Origin of the sequence: Corynebacterium sp. HMSC074A01 (genome assembly GCF_001831515.1) — a bacterium.
Lineage (GTDB): Bacteria > Actinomycetota > Actinomycetes > Mycobacteriales > Mycobacteriaceae > Corynebacterium.
In genome coordinates, this window is the sequence record NZ_KV825615.1 from 169,719 (window position 1) to 187,334 (window position 17,616).

Annotated in this window: 15 protein-coding genes; 5 read left to right on the top strand and 10 right to left on the bottom strand. The window is 63.0% G+C overall.

Features of this window, described 5'->3' with window-relative positions:
* Position 1: 1 nt before the first annotated feature.
* From HMPREF2550_RS04550 to HMPREF2550_RS04560, 3 genes are read left to right on the top strand one after another with little or no spacing between them, the layout of a single operon-like run.
* Positions 2 to 904, top strand: a complete 903-nt coding sequence (locus HMPREF2550_RS04550; protein ID WP_070789996.1) for a class C sortase — start codon at positions 2 to 4, stop codon at positions 902 to 904.
* Positions 858 to 1,505: a hypothetical protein gene (locus HMPREF2550_RS04555; protein WP_070789997.1), complete on the top strand. Its 648-nt coding sequence runs from the start codon at positions 858 to 860 to the stop codon at positions 1,503 to 1,505. The genes HMPREF2550_RS04550 and HMPREF2550_RS04555 overlap by 47 nt, the downstream gene beginning before the upstream one ends.
* Positions 1,502 to 7,687 carry a DUF5979 domain-containing protein gene (locus HMPREF2550_RS04560; RefSeq protein ID WP_070790001.1) on the top strand — a complete coding sequence of 2,062 codons (6,186 nt, stop codon included), beginning with the start codon at positions 1,502 to 1,504 and terminating at the stop codon, positions 7,685 to 7,687. The genes HMPREF2550_RS04555 and HMPREF2550_RS04560 overlap by 4 nt, the downstream gene beginning before the upstream one ends.
* 404 nt (positions 7,688 to 8,091) lie before the next feature.
* Here HMPREF2550_RS04560 and rplQ read toward each other — a convergent pair whose 3' ends face one another.
* From rplQ to secY, 10 genes are all read right to left on the bottom strand, one after another.
* Positions 8,092 to 8,574, bottom strand: coding sequence for a 50S ribosomal protein L17 (gene rplQ, locus HMPREF2550_RS04565; RefSeq protein ID WP_070790002.1), 483 nt, complete (start codon positions 8,572 to 8,574; stop codon positions 8,092 to 8,094).
* Between the two features lie 54 nt (positions 8,575 to 8,628).
* Positions 8,629 to 9,642 carry a DNA-directed RNA polymerase subunit alpha gene (locus HMPREF2550_RS04570; protein ID WP_070763249.1) on the bottom strand — a complete coding sequence of 338 codons (1,014 nt, stop codon included), beginning with the start codon at positions 9,640 to 9,642 and terminating at the stop codon, positions 8,629 to 8,631.
* Positions 9,643 to 9,750: 108 nt separating this feature from the next.
* Positions 9,751 to 10,356 carry a 30S ribosomal protein S4 gene (rpsD, locus tag HMPREF2550_RS04575; RefSeq protein ID WP_038588446.1) on the bottom strand — a complete coding sequence of 202 codons (606 nt, stop codon included), beginning with the start codon at positions 10,354 to 10,356 and terminating at the stop codon, positions 9,751 to 9,753.
* Between the two features lie 27 nt (positions 10,357 to 10,383).
* A complete protein-coding gene (rpsK, locus tag HMPREF2550_RS04580) occupies positions 10,384 to 10,779 on the bottom strand; it encodes a 30S ribosomal protein S11 (protein ID WP_038588443.1) in 396 nt (131 codons plus the stop codon).
* A gap of 3 nt (positions 10,780 to 10,782) precedes the next feature.
* On the bottom strand, positions 10,783 to 11,151 hold the full coding sequence (rpsM, locus tag HMPREF2550_RS04585; RefSeq protein ID WP_038588440.1) for a 30S ribosomal protein S13: 369 nt from the start codon (positions 11,149 to 11,151) through the stop codon (positions 10,783 to 10,785).
* Positions 11,152 to 11,330: 179 nt separating this feature from the next.
* Positions 11,331 to 11,549 (bottom strand): translation initiation factor IF-1, encoded by a 219-nt coding sequence (gene infA / locus HMPREF2550_RS04590; RefSeq protein ID WP_038588435.1) that lies wholly within the window; start codon positions 11,547 to 11,549, stop codon positions 11,331 to 11,333.
* A gap of 190 nt (positions 11,550 to 11,739) precedes the next feature.
* On the bottom strand, positions 11,740 to 12,576 hold the full coding sequence (locus HMPREF2550_RS04595) for a L,D-transpeptidase (RefSeq protein ID WP_038588430.1): 837 nt from the start codon (positions 12,574 to 12,576) through the stop codon (positions 11,740 to 11,742).
* Between the two features lie 38 nt (positions 12,577 to 12,614).
* Positions 12,615 to 13,424, bottom strand: a complete 810-nt coding sequence (gene map / locus HMPREF2550_RS04600; RefSeq protein ID WP_070790004.1) for a type I methionyl aminopeptidase — start codon at positions 13,422 to 13,424, stop codon at positions 12,615 to 12,617.
* Between the two features lie 79 nt (positions 13,425 to 13,503).
* The gene (locus tag HMPREF2550_RS04605; protein WP_038588421.1) at positions 13,504 to 14,055 is read right to left on the bottom strand and encodes an adenylate kinase; all 552 of its coding nucleotides are present in this window, start codon (positions 14,053 to 14,055) and stop codon (positions 13,504 to 13,506) included.
* Positions 14,055 to 15,383 (bottom strand): preprotein translocase subunit SecY, encoded by a 1,329-nt coding sequence (secY, locus tag HMPREF2550_RS04610; RefSeq protein WP_038588416.1) that lies wholly within the window; start codon positions 15,381 to 15,383, stop codon positions 14,055 to 14,057. The genes HMPREF2550_RS04605 and secY overlap by 1 nt, the downstream gene beginning before the upstream one ends.
* Before the next feature lie 339 nt (positions 15,384 to 15,722).
* Here secY and HMPREF2550_RS04615 point away from each other — a divergent pair, with 339 nt between their 5' ends.
* Both HMPREF2550_RS04615 and HMPREF2550_RS04620 read left to right on the top strand, forming a co-directional pair.
* Positions 15,723 to 16,553 carry a MetQ/NlpA family ABC transporter substrate-binding protein gene (locus HMPREF2550_RS04615; RefSeq protein WP_070790005.1) on the top strand — a complete coding sequence of 277 codons (831 nt, stop codon included), beginning with the start codon at positions 15,723 to 15,725 and terminating at the stop codon, positions 16,551 to 16,553.
* 16 nt (positions 16,554 to 16,569) lie between these two features.
* The gene (locus HMPREF2550_RS04620) at positions 16,570 to 17,616 is read left to right on the top strand and encodes a methionine ABC transporter ATP-binding protein (RefSeq protein ID WP_070790007.1); all 1,047 of its coding nucleotides are present in this window, start codon (positions 16,570 to 16,572) and stop codon (positions 17,614 to 17,616) included.

The window sequence follows — 17,616 nt, forward strand, 5'->3', positions numbered from 1 at the left end:
CTTGAGCAGCGCACTTGTTGCCGGATCCTCCCCTGCGGAGACATCGCGCGGCCGTGGCCGCTCGATGCTCTCCGTCCTGTTTCTCATCGCCAGCCTGCTCGTGCTGCTCTACCCCGTAGTCACCACCTACTACCAGAATGAGAAGCAGGCCAGTATCGCGGATGCCTACCGCAACTCGACGGTCAAGGGCAAGGATTTCACCGAGCTTATCGACGCGGCGCACGCCTACAACAAGGAAAATGCCGGTGCCCCAATCCTTGACCCCTGGCTGGCCCGTGTGGCCAAAGACAACCGCCCCTACCAGGACTACCTGGAGCAACTCAACGTCACAGGCGACCCGGAAGATCCCATGGGCGTGATTGCCATCCCCAGCATCAAGGTCAAGCTTCCCGTCTACCACGGCACAGAGCCCGAGGTGCTGGAGCGAGGCATCGGCCATCTTTATGGCTCCCCGCTGCCGGTCGGTGGTGAGGGCATGCATTCGGTGCTCACCGCCCACACGGGGCTTGCGCACGCCACGCTTTTCGACGACCTGGACAAGGTCATCGAAGGCGATCGCATCTACCTCAACGTGGCGGGTCAGCAGATGACCTATCAGGTCCACAGCATCGAGACCGTGTTGCCAACGGAAATCTCTTCCCTGCAGCCGGTTCCCGGCAAGGATCTCATCACGCTGATTACCTGCACTCCCTACGGCATCAACTCGCACCGCCTGCTCGTGCATGCCCATCGCGTTCCCAACGATCCGGCCGCCGAGGATGCCTTTGACAGCAAGAACAGCATCCAGTGGTGGATGGTCCTGGTCCTCGTCCTCATCGTCCTGATTGTGCTGGCGTACTTTGCTCGAAGGAGGATGAATGCGCGCCAAGATTCTGCCGACAGCAGCACTCGTCCTGTTGCTTAGCGCTACTCCGGCCGCGGCCACCGTCGTCAATGTCGAGCTCGACCCCGGCAACCCTAATGGTGACGCTCCCCAAATCAACGTCGAGGACGTGCCCATTGTGCTTATCGACGCCTCCGGCAACCGCACCACTCTGCGCACCGTAGGCGGTGCCGTGGACTTTCAGGATGTCGCCGATGGGCATTACACGCTCACTTTCCCCGAAAACCCCGAGTACCGCTCCGTGGATTTCTCCGTGCCTGTGCGTGATCCCCAGACCGGTAAAGCGCTCGCCGGTGTGAAGGTCTACCCCAAACACAAGAACCTCCCTGGCGGCAGCGGCGGGGAGCAAAAGCCCACGCCAACCATCCCGTCGTGGGCGGAGCCTAGCTACCCACAACAACCAAGTTCCTCGAGGCCTGCCACCCCACCCGCCTCTTCCACCACCAGTCTGGCGCAGACGCCACCCGGCACACACGGTGGTACGCGCTGGTCGGACCGGTTGGCTTCCACCGGCACCAACGTGTGGTGGCTGCTCGCAGCGGCAGGCCTGGCCATCCTTGTCGGTCTCGGCCTGGTGAGTAGAGGCACACGGGACACAATGCAGACAGGAGACCAACGATGAAACGCATACAGACGCTCAGCGCGCGGATGATGGCGTTGTTCGCTGTCATCGTCCTCAGTATTGCCGCTGTTTTCGTCGTCCTGCCCTTCCCCGGTAGCTCTGCTCCCACCGCACAAGCCCAGCAGAATCCCCCGGCAACCCCGGCTGCGCAGCCGTGGGACAAGCCGAATACTCGCTGCGGCACGTCCACCGCGGTGGTCATCGACGCTTCCCACAGGATCGGATTAGACTACCTGCACTTTGGCACTTTTGAGTACCCCCAGCTGTTTTCGCGCATGCTCGAGCCGGGTCTCGAGTCTCTTCTTCAGAAGGACCCGGCAGCCAAGGTCGGTATCTACACTTATGATTCGGTATCCCCGGCAACGCTGGTTAACTCACCCAACCTGAGCGAGACGCCTATTGCAGATCCCCACAATCCCGGCAAGCTCAATCCAACACTGGCGAATAGGCTGTCAGACACTCGGCGTCGCGGTTCCAATGAAACACACAACATGCACGCTGGCCTGGTAGCAGTACTTAATGACATCAACAAGGGCGCCCGCTATGACCAGGTCATGGTGTTCACCGAGTGGGGGCCTACCGCCATGCTCAACCCGGACGGCACTGTCAACGACGGCGGCAGCGCGCGCGGAGTGGATCAGCAGGAGCTCGACGCCACCAAGGACATCATTCGTAAGTTGGCCGCCAAAGGCGTGCAGGTGATCCCTGTGGGCTTCGGTAATCAGCACTATCCCGATGAGCCAGGTGTCGCGGTTCCTGGGTACTACGACCGCAGCCCCAGGGATGCGAACCCCAACAGGGGTGATTCCTACGGCTTCAAAATCTTCCAGTCCGACAATTCGGCGCTGTACTACCTCACTGGGCCTAGCTTGCTGAAGGAGCTAGCCTCGGCCTCCATCGATAGCAACGCCTACTACAGCGTGTGGGTTCCGAGTAATCCGGAAATTCAGACCAGTAATACCGGCCGCAAAGGCGAGCAGTTCAGCATCGCGGACTTCGTCAGCCCCTGCCTTACCGCCAGCGTCAACGTGGTGGACAAAAACCAAAAGCTCGTCGAGCGTGTCTCGGGGCGCGGCGTAGAGATCGTTCCCAACCCCACGAAGCCTTATACGGCAATCGTTCCTACCGATCCCGCAGATGGTTTTGCCCGCGAGTCCATCCCAGGCAACCAGCCCGCCTCGCAGGCCGCGATGTCCTACACGCTCAATGCGCCGCTGGAAATGCACGCGGACGCGCAGTGCTTCGCCCAGCAGCCGGGGCAGCAGGAATGGACTGAAGTCAGCGGTGAAAAGGTCGAGCGTAACGGCGACAAGCTCACCGCGAACTTCACACGCGAGCGCAACGTCAGCTATCACTGCGCTTTCCTACTCCGAGAAACCACGCAGCTATCCATCTCCAAGCTCATCCAGGCCACCGGACCGGTCAACCACGCACTCAATTCCGAAGAGTACGGGCAATTCCACTTTGCCTACCGGTGCACCGACATCGGCGCGCCGTACTCGGAAACACACCCCTTCACCCTCAAGGGAATACTTTCGCCCGCGTTTGCTGAGGACTCCCCGTTGGCTGGTGCCTTCGATGGAGGCACCACCTTGCCCTACACTATCGACGAGCGCATCCCAGTCGGCGCGAGCTGCACCGTCACCGAGCTCGAGCCACGCACCCGACCGGGATACTTCTCCAGCACGACCAACTGGGAACTCAACGGCAAGGAAGTCCCCGGGAAACTCACTCGCGATGTGGCTGGAGAGGGGTACCAGTGGTACGTCGATAAGCAGCTCCAGCCTTACTCACCGGCAGAGGCCGCCCAGCACCCGCAAACCGCCTTCGAAGCGATGCCCGCCCAGCGCGGCGGTGCCGTAGCGCTCAAGGCGACCAACGTGTATGACTCGCCCCACGTCACCCAGAAGGTCAACATCACCGTAGACAACCCCGAGGTTTTCCGGGGTGGAAACACCGACCTCGCACCGAGGAATGTGTGGGTCAACTACCGCTGCCGCTATATTCCGGACGCCGGCGACCGCCCCGAAATCGCCGATAACCCGAGCCTGTCCCCCATCTTCGTGCCTGGCGACGGGGAGAACCCCATCCAAGTTCCGCTCAGCGAGTCCAACGGCACGCTCAGCGGCAGCGCCACACTCGGTTCCTTCCCCGTGGGGACGCAGTGCCTCTACGAGGTCACCGGCAAACCCACCGCAGACGGCTCCTCCGCCGACCCTATTGCCCAGGGCTTTTCCCTCGCTAAGCCGCAGTGGTCCTCGCAGGCATGTATGAAGGACACCGCTGCGTCCCCGGGCTACACCCCGAGCCCGCGCGAGTGCCCCGGCAACTACTCCTATGTCTACCCGGAGCTCAATGACAAGAGCGAAGCCCTCACCATGTCCGCGCACCTGGAGTTCCGCAGGAATCTGCGGCAGGTGGACGTGGCCAAGGAACTCGCGGGCGCTGCGGGCGGTGAATTCCACGGCACCGACTTCCCGGTCACCATGGTCTGCACCCAGGCAGGTGACAGCACCTGGCAGGTCTTTGGCCCGAAGGACTTCGCCATCAACTCCGCCAAGCAAGTAGAGATCGCGGATGTCCCGGCCGGATCCACATGCACCATCGAGGAGAAGATGCCGGAAGGCTTTGATTCCGAGGCCTACGACTTCACCCTGCCGGGACCCGTCACCGTCGACATCCCTGCCGACGCCGGGGCCGCATCCGCAGAGCCGATCACGGCCACCGTGAAAAACACCATCGAGGACAACTACGGCCAGCTCACCCTCAATTACAGGGTCAACACCGACAACGTCAATGCGAGCAACACCAACGACCTCACCGGTGTGGAAGGCAACGTCAACGCAGTGTGCACCTTGCCCGATGGCAGCCCCCTCAAGCTGATGAAGTCGCTGCGCCACGGTGACTCCTGGGAGGTGCAAGCCCAGGGCGGGATGAGCGAGCGCTACGACGCCGCCCGCGGCCTGCCCGTAGGCACCAAGTGCAGCATCAGCGTGACCCCCACGGAGGACCTCGAGGATCTCGAGGTGGAACAGAAGCCGGGCACCGCGCTGCAGTACCCGGAATACACCGTGCACGCAGGACCCAACGACCTCGACGTCGAGCTGGTTCTGGCTGAGCCGGCTAAGGTGCTCGAAATTGCTTTCTCCCGGGCGCTGCTGCAGGCACCCGACGCCGACGTCTACCTGCCGCGTGAGTACACGGTGAACTACGTCTGCACGCCCAACGACGGCTCTGCACCTAATCTCGGTAGGGAAACCGTCTTTGCTTCTGCGGCCGACGGCCCCCAGTCCGTCATCGTAGACAACGTGCGCGGTGGTGACTACTGCACAGTGACCGTGGAAGAAGGCCGCGCTGACAAGCCGTACACGGACGTCTTCTCCCGCGAGGTGCTCTTCACCGCTGGTCCTCCGCTCAACACGGAGGAAACGCTCACCGCTGACGGGCCGGCCCGCTTTCACCTAACCGTTGGGAGCGGAAACCAGAGTGAGCTGGTTCGAGCGCAGTTCACCTATACCCCGGTTTTCGCGGAGATGAACCTGTTCAAGGCGCTTCACGTCACCCAAGATGGTGCCCCCTTGGCGTCGGATTCTCCGGTCTACCAGGCGATTTTCAAGGACCCGCTGTTCAGTTCCTCGGTCGTGTGTACTCGTAATACCCACACTGTGCTGCAGACCGCAGCAGAGTTTGGACCGGGTTCGCCTGCGGCGCTGAAGGTGCCGGCGGGCAGCGAGTGCACGGTCACCGAAGAGGCGAAAAGCACCGTCTACTCCGGGGCACCGGAGGTCAGCATCGACGTCGGCGGCACCACCACACAGGGCAACGAGGCCGCCGTGCAGGTTGGCACCGGCACAAGTGCCACCGCTCCTGCGGTCACCGTAACCAACGCCTACGACATCAAGTCCGCTTCGATGCACGTGAAGAAGAAGGTAGATGGCACCGGCATGCCCTCCGTCTCCGCCGAAAAGCAGTTCCCGGTGGCGTGGACCTGCACGCTCAACGGCGTGGAGGTCGGCTCCGGTGTGCTCCGCATGGGCCGCTTTTCCGCAGCCCCGGAGAGTGCCATCGAGGGGATCCCGGTCGGTGCTAGCTGCCGCCTCAGCGAGGATCCCGCCAAGGTCAAAGACCCAGAAGCCAACGATCCTGAGCAGCAAGGTGACGCCTTCTACTCCACCTGGCGTCCGCGCTGGGCGGTCGACGAAAGCGAGACCGGTTTTGCCACCGAAAACCGCTGTAGCGATGTCGATCAGTGCGCCGTCGTTCCGGGTACTCCGCACGCCGCGACCTATGAAATCCGCAACGCCGGTTTCAACTACACCGCCGTTCTGTGGAACAGCTACGACTTCTTCACGGTGCCGGTCAGCGTGCACAAGCAGCTGGACAAAAGACAAGGTCAGAAGCTGGCCCAAAACACTCAACTCGCGCCCGCAACGGGTACGCTGCGCTGCACGGATCCTTCAGCCCCGAAGCACCCCTTCATTGCAGACCCCACCCGCACCGCGTCCGTGAAGTTCCCGCCGGGTGGCGGTCAAGGCGAGCTGACGTATGTCCCGGCCTCCACTACCGACGGTGCTTCCCAGGTCACCAGTGACACCATGGAGGTGCCCGCCAATTTCGTCTGTACCTTCATCGAGGACGAGCCACAGACGCAGTTCGAGGTCCCCGGCGCCAACGGCACCCTCGTGACGGTGGGCAGCACGGTCGAAACCAGCTTTACTACGACGACCGTGGACAACGGAGCTGCACCGCAGCCTGGGCCGGTCCCCTCCCCTGCCGAGGGCAAGCGCGGTGCCACGTTTGCCGTCGACAGTGAACTGGTGCGCAACAACGCGGACCTCTCTGGCGAGGCGGAGGGTGACCGCCACACGCTCCAGGTGACCAACTCCTACACGCTGGACACCACGACCATCACCGCGGAATTTGCCAAAGACCGGGTAAGCAGTGGTGATGTTTCCGAGTGGCTGCCGAATATCTTGAAGCCTTCCGTGGTGTGCGCGGATCCACTACTCGGCACCAGGGAAGAAAAGTCCGTGACTCTGGTGTCCGGGGCGCCGGCCACCCCAATCGGTGACTTCACCGTGGGCACTGCCTGCGAGGTCACGTCGAATGCGGAGGCCCTGGCCGCAGGGTACGACTTCGTCAACGTGGACGGGCGCAGCGTGCACACCCGCGGCGATGCGACCACCGGGGTCATCGCCAGCGCCGCCGTAACCGAGCCGCTCCAGGTGCAGACCCAGGGCTCCGGCACTGATCGGGTCATCATTGCACCCACGTACACGGTGCTGCAGCTGGCTCCTGCGGTGTCCAAGGACTTCGCTGGGTACAAGGTGTCGGAAATCGTTACCGGCGCAGACTCCTTCGAGTTCACCTACGCCTGCACCTTTAAGAACCTCGTTGGCGGCCAGCCCGAGCCTTTCCCCTCCACGGGAAGCTTTACGCTCAGCCGCCAGGATGGCAACTGGGCTGCCCCTGCCACGATGCCCCGGGGCTCCGAGTGCATCGTTAAAGAGCAGGCCCCGCCACAGGAGGTACAAGAAAGGCTCGATGCAGAGAACCTGCGGATGACCCCCTACTACACCACCTATGACGATCAGGGCGAGGAATTCCTCCACGCAATCGGCGCGGAGGGCGTCGCGCTGAACGGCGAGCTGCCTACTGCCGCAATCACCAACGGCATCTACCGCAAGGACGCCGAAGTCCAGGTCCAAAAAGTCCAGGCAGACCTCATCACCGCCCTGGGTGGTGCAAAGTTCTCCATCTACGGCACGGCTGCCGACGGCTCCCTGGCTGACAAGGTCTCCGAGATGACCACCGTCGATGGCGCGGCCGGCGAAGCGAGCAACACGTTCACCACGCGCCTGGAGCCGGGAACCTACATCCTGGTGGAAACCAAGGCCGGCAATGGTGCCTCACTCCTGCCCGGTGCATGGAAGTTCACCGTCGCAGCGGCGAACGACCCGGCCCTCGCGGACCTGCGAATCTCCATCGCTGGCCTAACGGAGAATTCCGGACTCATCACCCTCGTCGAAGCGAAGCCGGAGGCTCACAAACCGGCCATCATTCAAGTGGCCAACGTGGAGCAAGGTGCTCTGCCCCTCACCGGCAGCAGGGCCTTGGTGCTGTGGTTGCTGGCCGGAATCGGTCTTGCTGGCATAGCGTTCCGGTTGAGGAAACGCGCCTAGAGCGGCAGCTAGGGCGAAGCGGGCAAGCGTGCTCGTTTCGCCCCCAACCCGCCGACCGGACGCTGGGCAACAGGCTCGCGGATTGCGCGCGGGCGTGGGTTGCGCGTTTTCGCCGCTGCGGCTTTACGGGCTGTGGCGGCGTTATTCTTTGCGCGCTGCCCGGGCTGTTCGAGTGTGTCCGCGCTAGATGTCGAGACCGGCAGGTCGAGATCATCGGTTTCTGCACGGGTGATCGACAACCCGGTCTCGACATTTGCGGTCGTTCCACGCAGTTAGCGCAAGTAGGACAGCGTTTATCCCTGTTTGGGGACCGACAAACGCTGTCCAACTTGCGCTATCTAGAGACGCACAAAGGCCCCACCCGAACGTGTCGGGTGGGGCCTAAGCCACAAGGCGAGAAGGAACTAGTCCTCCTTGGCCTCGGTTTCAGCCTCAGAAGCCTCAGCGGACTCGGCCTCCTCGGCCTTCTCCTCTTCAGCCTTCTTGGAAGCTGCGGCGCGGGCGGTGCGCTCAGCCTCGTTGGCGGCAGTCTGCTCGAGGACGAGCGAGATCTGCGTCATCGGGGCGTTGTCGCCCGGACGGTTCTCCAGCTTGATCAGGCGGGTGTAGCCGCCCTCGCGGCCCTCGAACATCGGGGCCAGCTGGTTGAACAGGTAAGCGACGACCTCCTTGTTCGGCAGTTCAGCGGCAACGGCGCGGCGGTCCGCGATGGTGCCCTTCTTTGCCTTGGTGATCAGCTTCTCAGCGTAGGGACGCAGCGTGCGTGCCTTCGCATCGGTCGTGGTGATAGCGCCGTGCTGGAAGAGAGCCATAGCCAGGTTGGACAGAATGTGCTTCTGGTGGCTAGCGGACCCTCCGAGACGGGCACCCTTCTTCGGGGTAGGCATTTTCGTACTCCTCGTGTGCGTTAGTTGAGCGCGTGCTCTTTTATGGACTCGGCTTTACTCGGTCTCGTCCCCGCTCGGGTCAACGAAGTCGCCGGTCTCGGCGTCGTAGCCCTCGATCTGGGTCGGGTCGAAATCTTCCGGTGCATCCTTCAAGGTCAGGTTCTGCGAAGCGAGCTTGATCTTGACCTCGTTGATGGACTTCTGGCCGAAGTTGCGGATATCCAGCAGCTCAGACTCGGTGCACTCTGCGAGCTGACCGACGGTGTGGATCTCCTGGCGCTTCAGGCAGTTGTAGGAGCGGACGGTGAAGTTCAGGTCCTCGATCGGCGTGTTGTACGCGGCAATGTACTCGGACTCCTGCGGGGAGGGGCCGATCTCAATGCCCTCGGACTCCGTGTTCAGCTCGCGGGCCAGGCCGAACAGCTCCACCAGGGTGGAACCTGCCGACGCCAGCGCGTCGCGCGCTGCCATGGAGTTCTTGGTCTCCACGTCGATGATCAGCTTGTCAAAGTCGGTGCGCTGCTCGACACGGGTCGCCTCAACCTTGTAGGCGACGCGAGTGACCGGGGAGTAAATCTGGTCGACCGGGATACGGCCGGGCTCCCCGCCCGAGTTCGGCATGGCCGGGACGTAGCCGCGGCCGCGCTCGACGACAAGCTCCATCTCCAGACGAGCACCCTCGCTCAGGGAGGCGATGTGCAGATCCGGGTTGTGGATCTCCACGTCGGCAGGCGGCTCGATGGAGCCCGCGGTGACGTCGCCGGGGCCCTCAACCGACAGGTACATGACGACCGGCTCGTCGGAATCCGACGACAGGACCATGTCCTTGATGTTGAGGATGATCTCGGAAACGTTCTCCTTCACGCCAGCAATCGTGGTGAACTCGTGGAGCACACCATCGATCTTGATGGAGGTCACGGCCGCGCCCGGGATGGACGACAGCAGCGTACGGCGCAGGGAGTTACCAAGGGTGTAGCCGAAACCAGGCTCGAGCGGCTCGATGACGAACTTCGAGCGGTTGGTATCGATGTACTCCTCGGTCAACTGCGGACGGTGAGAGATGAGCATGAACTTCTCCTTTGTCGGCTCCCGCTATATGAAGCCGGTAGGAACGGATGATGTTGGAAGTTTTCGCGCCACGCTTCGTCGATAAGCAAAGGGCGCGAGACGAAGTGATTACTTCGAGTAAAGCTCGACGATGAGCTGCTCCTGCAGGGGCACCTCAATCTGAGCGCGCTCGGGCAGCTGGTGCACGAGGATGCGCAGGGTGTCCGGAACGACCTGGAGCCATGCCGGGACGACGGCGTCGAGCAGGTTGTCCTGAGCATCCTCAAACCAGAGCATGCTGCGGGACTTCTCGCGGACGTCGATGATGTCGTACTGGGTCACCTTGAACGACGGGACATCAACGCGCTTGCCGTTCACGGTGAAGTGACCGTGGGAAACAAGCTGGCGAGCCTGGCGGCGGGTGCGAGCCAGACCAGCGCGGTAGACGACGTTGTCCAGACGGGACTCCAGCAGGATCAGCAGGTTATCGCCGGTCTTACCGGGGAGACGGTTGGCCTCCTCGTAGTAGCGACGGAACTGCTTCTCCATCACGCCGTAGGTGAAGCGAGCCTTCTGCTTCTCCTGCAGCTGGAGCAGGTACTCGGACTCCTTGATGCGAGCGCGGCCAGCCTGCCCCGGGGGGTACGGGCGACGCTCGAAGGACATGTCACCGCCGACGAGGTCGACGCGGAGGCGACGGGACTTACGGGTAGCAGGGCCGGTATAACGAGCCATGGTGTTTTACCTCTTTTCCTTTCTGCCTTAAACGCGACGACGCTTCGGCGGACGGCAGCCGTTGAACGGCTGGGGCGTCACGTCCGAGATCGAGGACACCTCCAGGCCAGCAGCCTGGAGAGAACGGATAGCGGTCTCACGGCCGGAGCCGGGACCCTTGACAAAGACGTCAACCTTCTTCATGCCGTGATCCATTGCCTTGCGGGCAGCGTTCTCGGCAGCCATCTGCGCAGCGAACGGGGTGGACTTACGGGAGCCCTTGAACCCGACGTGGCCGGAAGAGGCCCAGGAGATGACAGCACCGTTGGCGTCCGTGATGGACACGATGGTGTTGTTGAAGGTGGACTTGATGTAGGCGTGGCCTGCGGCCACGTTCTTCTTTACGACGCGACGACGCGCGCCGGAACGAGTCTTCGGTGGCATAGGTTACTTCTTCTTTCCTGCGATAGTCTTCTTCGGGCCCTTGCGGGTACGCGCGTTAGTCTTCGTGCGCTGGCCGCGGACGGGCAGGCCACGACGGTGGCGCAGACCCTGGTAGGAGCCGATTTCAATCTTGCGGCGGATGTCTGCCTGCACCTCACGACGCAGGTCGCCCTCAACGGTGTAGGAGGACTCGATTGCGTCGCGCAGAGCTGCGAGCTGATCGTCGCTCAGGTTGTCCGTACGCAGGTCGGGAGAAATGCCGGTCTTTTCGAGCAGTTCCTTAGCACGGGTAGCCCCGATGCCGTAAATGTAGGTGAGAGCGATCTCCATACGCTTGTTGCGCGGGAGATCAACACCAGCGAGACGTGCCATGTGGCTACGTTCCTTTCGGGTTGTTACGGTGGTTTTCTCCCTACCCGTCCACGCCAAACAACGCTTTGTCCGGGCCGAGCCGGAGGATGGGTTGTGGTTCACGCGGCTCCAGCCACCGTGGCCGGAGGTAGACGACGCGACACAGTGCGTGCCGCGCCTGGGTAAGGAGGCTTACGTACTTACTTGTAGCGGTACGTGATACGTCCCTTGTCCAGGTCGTACGGGGAAAGCTCCACGACGACGCGGTCCTCAGGGAGGATGCGGATGTAGTGCTGGCGCATCTTGCCACTGATGTGAGCAAGGACGGTGTGCCCGTTATCAAGCTCAACGCGGAACGTTGCGTTCTTCAGCGGCTCGATTACGCGGCCTTCGACCTCAATTGCGCCTTCTTTTGCCATTCAATCCACTTCCTACTGCCCCGCATTTATGCAGGTACTAGTCGTTTTTCACGTCTGCTACTCGGTGCCAAACATAGCGAAACATGCAGTGCTTGCACACCAAACGACAACTATAGCCATTTACCTGCGACAACACAAACCCCGCCTCCCGGTACGCACGCGGGAGGCGGGGTTTTGAGTTCAGGCGCGATTAGTAAACGAAGACCTTGTCGCCGATCTGCAGATCGTTGAAGTAACGCTGCGCGTCAGCTTGGTACATGCGGACGCAGCCAGCGGACAGGATCGTCGGGTCGCCCTGGTGGAAGGCGATGCCGTTGTAGGTGAAGTAGGTCGCGTACGGCATCGGGGCGTTGTTGAATTCGTAGGAGATCTCGTCCTTGACCTTGCGGTTGACGTAGAACGTACCGCGCGGGGTCTCCTGGCCCGGGCGACCGGGGCCGACGAGGTCAGCGGTGTAGTAGACCTGGCCGTTGTTCTGCAGCCAGGAGCGGCGACCGTCCACGTCCACGCAGGCCTTGGCGTCCTTCGGGCACGGGCCGTAATCGAAGGCCGGGCGCTGCTGCTGGGCCGGAGCCTGTGCCGGGGCGGGAGCCGGCTGCGGCTTCGGCTTTGGCTTGGGCTTCGGCTTCGGGGTGCGCTCGGCGATGAGCCCCGGGAAGAGGCGCTCGACGGTCTGGTCGATCGACGCCTTGGCCTGCGCCGGCAGGTCCGGGTTGATCGCGGCGAGGCCGTCGGCCTGGGCACGCAGGCTGTTGCGCAGGTTCCAGGCCGCGTCGCGCACTGCCTGGTCGGTGCTGGAGCCCAGGTTCTCCAGCTGAGTGTTCGCGCTCTTCAGGAACACGTCCAGGCCGGAGTTGGAAGACAGTTGGGCGATGGAAGACCCGCCGACAGGCTGCTGAGGTGCCGGCGCGGCTTCTGCGGTGGTCGGGTTGACAGCAAGCGAGGCAAACACGCCTGCGGCAGCAGCGAAGGCGGCGGCACGACGCTTGGTGGCCGAGGGCTTCGCGTGGCGAGGTTTGTAAGACATAGACAGCAGTCTAACCACCTTTTGGCAGTTTTGAACAGTTAGGCGCGCGGAGAGTCTGCCTCGCGCGGGGTCAGGATGCGGGGACCCTGGGCAGTGGCGGCCACGGTGTGCTCCCAGTGCGCGGCGGGTGAACCGTCGGCGGTGACGACCGTCCAGTCGTCGGCAAGCACGCGCGAGTCGAACTCGCCACCCAGGATGAGCATCGGCTCGATCGCGAGCACGGAGCCGTCCTGGATGACCGGGCCGCGGTGCGGTTTGCCCTCGTTGGCCAGGAACGGATCCTCGTGCATGGTGCGGCCGATACCGTGGCCGCCGTACCCATCGAGGATGCCGAGGGTGACACCGAAGCGCTCCTCGGCACGGTAGGTGGCCTGCTCGAGCGCGTGCGAGACGTCGGTAAGCCGGTTGCCCGGCACCATTGCCTTGAGCCCCTCGTGGAGCACCCACTCGGTGGCGCGGTTGAGCGCGTCGACTTCGGGGGCGAGCGTACCCACACCGAAGCTCAGCGCGGAGTCCCCTACCCAGCCGTCGAGGGTGGCGCCGCAGTCGATGGAGACCAGGTCGCCGTCCGCGAGCACAGTGTCCGCGTGCGGGATACCGTGGACGACAACCTCATTGACCGAGGCGCAGATGGAGCCCGGGAAGCCCTGGTAGCCCTTGAACGTCGGGGTTGCGCCGTGCTCGCGGATCACGGTCTCGGCCATCTCGTCCAGCTCGAGCGTGCTTACCCCGGGGCGGGCGGCCGCCTTGACTGCGTTCAGCGCCAGGCCGACGATGCGCCCGGCGGCCTCCATCGCGTCCAACTCCGCGGCCGACTTCGCGGCGATCTTGCGCTTCCGGAATCCCATTGTCCTGCCTTCCTTTAAGTCGTGAAAACGAAAAACGGGGCCGGTGTAGGCGATACACCGGCCCCCGTCGTTGACGCTGCTACTTCAGCGCGTTCAGCTTGTCCATCGCGCGGGCGTTGATCTCGTCCACGTCGCCGACAGCGTCGATGGAGATGATCTCCTCGCCGTAGTGGTCGATCAACGGAGCGGTCTCGTCGCGGTAGACGCCGAGGCGGGTGCGGATGGTTTCCTCGTTGTCGTCGGCGCGGCCGCGGGCGAGCATGCGCTCGACCACCACGTCCTCGTCAACCACAAAGTTCAGCACGCCGTCCAGCTTCTGGCCTGCCTTGGTCAGCAGCTCGGTGAGGATCTCTGCCTGCTCCACCGTGCGCGGGAAGCCGTCGAGCAGGAAGCCGTCCTTCGCATCTTCCTCCTGAAGGCGGGACTCCACCATGCGCGCGGTGACGTCGGTAGGCACGAGCTTGCCGGCGTCGATGTAGCTCTTGGCCTCTACACCCAGCGGGGTGCCCTCGCCGATGTTGGCGCGGAACAGGTCGCCGGTAGAGATGTGCGGGACGCCGAGCTTTTCGGAAAGAATTGCGGCCTGGGTGCCCTTGCCAGCACCAGGAGGGCCAAGAAGTACGAGACGCATTATCGCAGAAGTCCTTCGTAGTTGGATTGCAGGAGTTGGGATTCAATTTGCTTGACCGTGGTCAGGGCCACGGACACCATAATCAGGATAGCCGTACCGCCAAACGCGCTCATACCCATCTGGCCGGAGCCGGCCAGGCCCGCGTCCAGCGCCAGGTTCGGCAGAACAGCGATGAAAGCCAGGTAGAGCGAGCCGACGACGAGCAGGCGGTTCATCACGTACGCCAGGTACTCGGCGGTCGGGCGGCCCGGGCGGATATCCGGAATAAACCCACCGTACTTCTTCATGTTCTCCGCCTGGTCGACCGGGTCGTACTGCACGGAGACGTAGAAGTAGGAGAAGAAGATGATCATGACGAAGTAGGCCACGATGTACTGCCAGGAACCCGGGTTCTGCAGCCACGCCATCACGTTGTTCATCCACCAGTTATCCGGCGGGGTGGGGTCATTCATGGTGACGATCTGAGTGATCAGCACCGGCACGTACATCAGCGAGGACGCGAAGATGACCGGGATCACGCCCGCCTGGTTGACCTTCAGCGGCAGGTAGGTCGCGGAGCCACCGTACTGGCGACGGCCCACCATACGCTTGGCGTACTGCACCGGAATGCGGCGCTGACCCTGCTCGATGAAGATGATGCCGACAACCAGCACGACGAGCGCCGCGATCACGATGGCGAGCGCCACGCCGCCGGAGTTCTGCAGAATGATCGCGCCCTCGGACGGCAGCTTGGTTGCGATACCGGCGAAGATGAGCAGGGACATGCCGTTGCCCACACCCTTTTCGGTGATGATCTCGCCGAGCCACATGATGATGATCGCACCGGAGGTCATGACGATGATCATCATCACGAGGGTCCACACGTTGCGGTCCTCGATCAGCACCGGCATGCCCTGGCCGAGCAGCTGCTCGCGGTCCGCCAGCGCCACGATGCCCGCAGACTGCAGCAGCGCCAGCGCCACGGTGAGGTAGCGCGTGTACTGCGTCATCTTCGCCTGGCCGGCCTGCCCCTCCTTCTTCAGTTCCTCGAACTTCGGGATCACCACGGTGAGCAGCTGGACGATAATCGACGCCGTAATGTACGGCATGATGCCGATCGCGAAGATCGACAGCTGAAGCAGCGCACCGCCGGAGAAGAGTCCGATGATGGAGAACATCGTCGCCTGGTCGCCCTGGGAAATATCCTGCAGGCGGGACTGGATCAAGCTGTAGTCCACGCCCGGGGTGGGGATTTGGGCACCGACGCGGTAGAGAATCATCAGCGCAAGGGTGATCAGAATCTTGCGGCGCAGATCATGGTCCTTAAACGCCTGAAAGATAGCGGACACAAAGCCTCCTGGCTCCCACTGCAAACTTAAGCAGGAGATCGCGAACAGAATTCGTCACGAGCTGGCCCTACCTACCAAAAAGGCATGCAAAAGCTCACCCGTACATATTTGACCCCACTACCCTACCAGCCCGAACACGAAACCCAAGAGTCGAGTCACGGTTTAAGGCTACTCCAACCTCACCCGAAGCGCGCTGGCACTTTTTCAGGTTGCGGCAAGGTGGGCGTGTGGGCGTCGAGAAGCAAAAGCTCTGTCGTAGACCGATCTGTCTTGAGTTTACGTACCAAGAGGTTTATCATTCCGTATGTTGAGAATAGAACTTCCCTTGAAAGGACCAACATGCTGAAGAAAATCGCAGCACTGACCACCGTCACCGCACTTACGCTGGGCCTGACAGCCTGCGGCGATGAGTCGAGCGACACGGCCGAAGGCGATTCGCAGACCATCCGCGTCGCCACCTCGCCGGGGCCCTACTCCGAGCTTTTCCAGGACGCCGTGGGCCCGATCCTGGAGAAGGACGGCTACACCGTCGAATACACCTCCTTTACCGACCTCACCCAGGCCGACATCGCGCTCAACGAGGGTTCCGCGGACCTGAACGTGGACCAGCACACCGCGTGGATGAACGTGTTTAACGAGGAAAAGGGCGGCAACCTCGCCTCCATTACCGAGGTTCCGACGGTCCCGGCGGGCCTCTACTCCGACAAGTACACCGACATCGAGGAGGTCGCCGACGGCCAGACCGTGGGCATCCCGATGGACGGTTCCAACAAGTCGCGCGCCCTGCACCTGCTTGTCGACGCCGGCTGGATCACGCTGCGCGACGACGCCGACGAGACCCTGATCGCAGAGTCCGACATCGCGGAGAACCCGCACAACCTGGACATCAAGCCGATGGACTCGGCAAATCTCTCGCGCTCCCTGCCCGACCTCGACTGGGCAGTGATCCCGGGCTCCATGTCGTACTCCGCGGGCCTGGACCCCAAGCTGCAGGTCTTCCAGGAGAACCTGCGCCCGGAGCTCATCCTCGTGGCCGTGACCACCGAGGACAAGGTCGACGAGCCGTGGACCGAGGCCGTCGCCGAGGCCTACCGCTCCGACGAGTTCAAGGAGTACTTCGACGCCAACAACGAGAACAACTACTGGTTCTTGCCGGAATCCCTGCAGTAGCCCGGAAAGGTAGCTCATGACGCACTCCCCCGGCACCGCGGTCGCCTTCGAGCGCGTGTCCAAAGTCTTCGACACCGCGAAAGGCGAGTTCACCGCGCTCGAAGACATCACCTTCACCGTGCCCACCGGCGGCATCTCCGGAGTCGTGGGCACCTCCGGGGCGGGCAAGTCGACGCTGATCCGCACGGTCAACGGCCTGGAGACGCCCACCTCGGGCACCGTGACTGTGCTCGGCCGCCAGCCCGCCGAACTCAGCCCGAAGCAGCTGCGCGAGCTGCGCCGCGAGGTCTCCATGGTCTTCCAGAACTACAACCTCCTGGAGACCAAGACCGTCGCGGAAAACGTCGCCACGCCACTGCTGCTCTCCAAGACGCCGAAGGGCGAAGTGTCGCGCCGCGTCGCCGAGGTCCTCGAGATGGTCGGACTCTCCGACCGCGCGGACCACAAGCCGCGCCAACTCTCCGGCGGCCAGCGGCAGCGCGTGGGCATCGCGCGTGCGCTCGTGACCAACCCGAGCATTTTGCTTTGCGACGAGCCAACGTCCGCCCTCGACCCACTCACCACCACCCAAATCCTCGAGCTGCTGCGCGACATCAACGCCAAGCTCGGAGTGACCATCCTGCTGATTACGCACCAGATGGACGTGGTGGCGCGCCTGGCCGACTCCGTCGCCGTACTCGAGGCCGGCCGGTTGGTCGAGTCCGGGCCGGTGGCCGAGGTCTTTGCTAACCCGCAGGCCACACTCACCCAGCGCTTCGTGGAGACGGTGATCCCCCGCGCAGTCCCCGACAGCGTGCGCGCCACGATCGAACGCGGCGACTACGACGAGGTCGTGCAGCTGATCCACACCGGCAGCGCCGTCGCCGACGTCTTTAGTGAGCTAGCGCGCCGCTTCGACACCGAGGCGCACCTGTTGTCCTCTGCCGAGACGGAACTCGCCGACACCAGCGTCGGTGCCACCATCCTCGGCCTCCGCGCGGGCGGCCCGCTTAACGACGCGGTGGCTTGGCTGGAGGGCCTCGACGGCATAACCGTCAACCGCATCACCGGAAAGGACGCTTAA

Excerpts from the sequence above, each read along its gene's own strand:
- HMPREF2550_RS04555 (WP_070789997.1), top strand. The coding sequence starts at position 858 with ATGCGCGCCAAGATTCTGCCGACAGCAGCACTCGTCCTGTTGCTTAGC.
- HMPREF2550_RS04560 (WP_070790001.1), top strand. The coding sequence starts at position 1,502 with ATGAAACGCATACAGACGCTCAGCGCGCGGATGATGGCGTTGTTCGCT.
- rplQ (WP_070790002.1), bottom strand. The coding sequence starts at position 8,574 with ATGCCTACCCCGAAGAAGGGTGCCCGTCTCGGAGGGTCCGCTAGCCAC.
- HMPREF2550_RS04570 (WP_070763249.1), bottom strand. The coding sequence starts at position 9,642 with ATGCTCATCTCTCACCGTCCGCAGTTGACCGAGGAGTACATCGATACC.
- rpsD (WP_038588446.1), bottom strand. The coding sequence starts at position 10,356 with ATGGCTCGTTATACCGGCCCTGCTACCCGTAAGTCCCGTCGCCTCCGC.
- rpsK (WP_038588443.1), bottom strand. The coding sequence starts at position 10,779 with ATGCCACCGAAGACTCGTTCCGGCGCGCGTCGTCGCGTCGTAAAGAAG.
- rpsM (WP_038588440.1), bottom strand. The coding sequence starts at position 11,151 with ATGGCACGTCTCGCTGGTGTTGATCTCCCGCGCAACAAGCGTATGGAG.
- infA (WP_038588435.1), bottom strand. The coding sequence starts at position 11,549 with ATGGCAAAAGAAGGCGCAATTGAGGTCGAAGGCCGCGTAATCGAGCCG.
- HMPREF2550_RS04595 (WP_038588430.1), bottom strand. The coding sequence starts at position 12,576 with ATGTCTTACAAACCTCGCCACGCGAAGCCCTCGGCCACCAAGCGTCGT.
- map (WP_070790004.1), bottom strand. The coding sequence starts at position 13,424 with ATGGGATTCCGGAAGCGCAAGATCGCCGCGAAGTCGGCCGCGGAGTTG.
- HMPREF2550_RS04605 (WP_038588421.1), bottom strand. The coding sequence starts at position 14,055 with ATGCGTCTCGTACTTCTTGGCCCTCCTGGTGCTGGCAAGGGCACCCAG.
- HMPREF2550_RS04615 (WP_070790005.1), top strand. The coding sequence starts at position 15,723 with ATGCTGAAGAAAATCGCAGCACTGACCACCGTCACCGCACTTACGCTG.
- HMPREF2550_RS04620 (WP_070790007.1), top strand. The coding sequence starts at position 16,570 with ATGACGCACTCCCCCGGCACCGCGGTCGCCTTCGAGCGCGTGTCCAAA.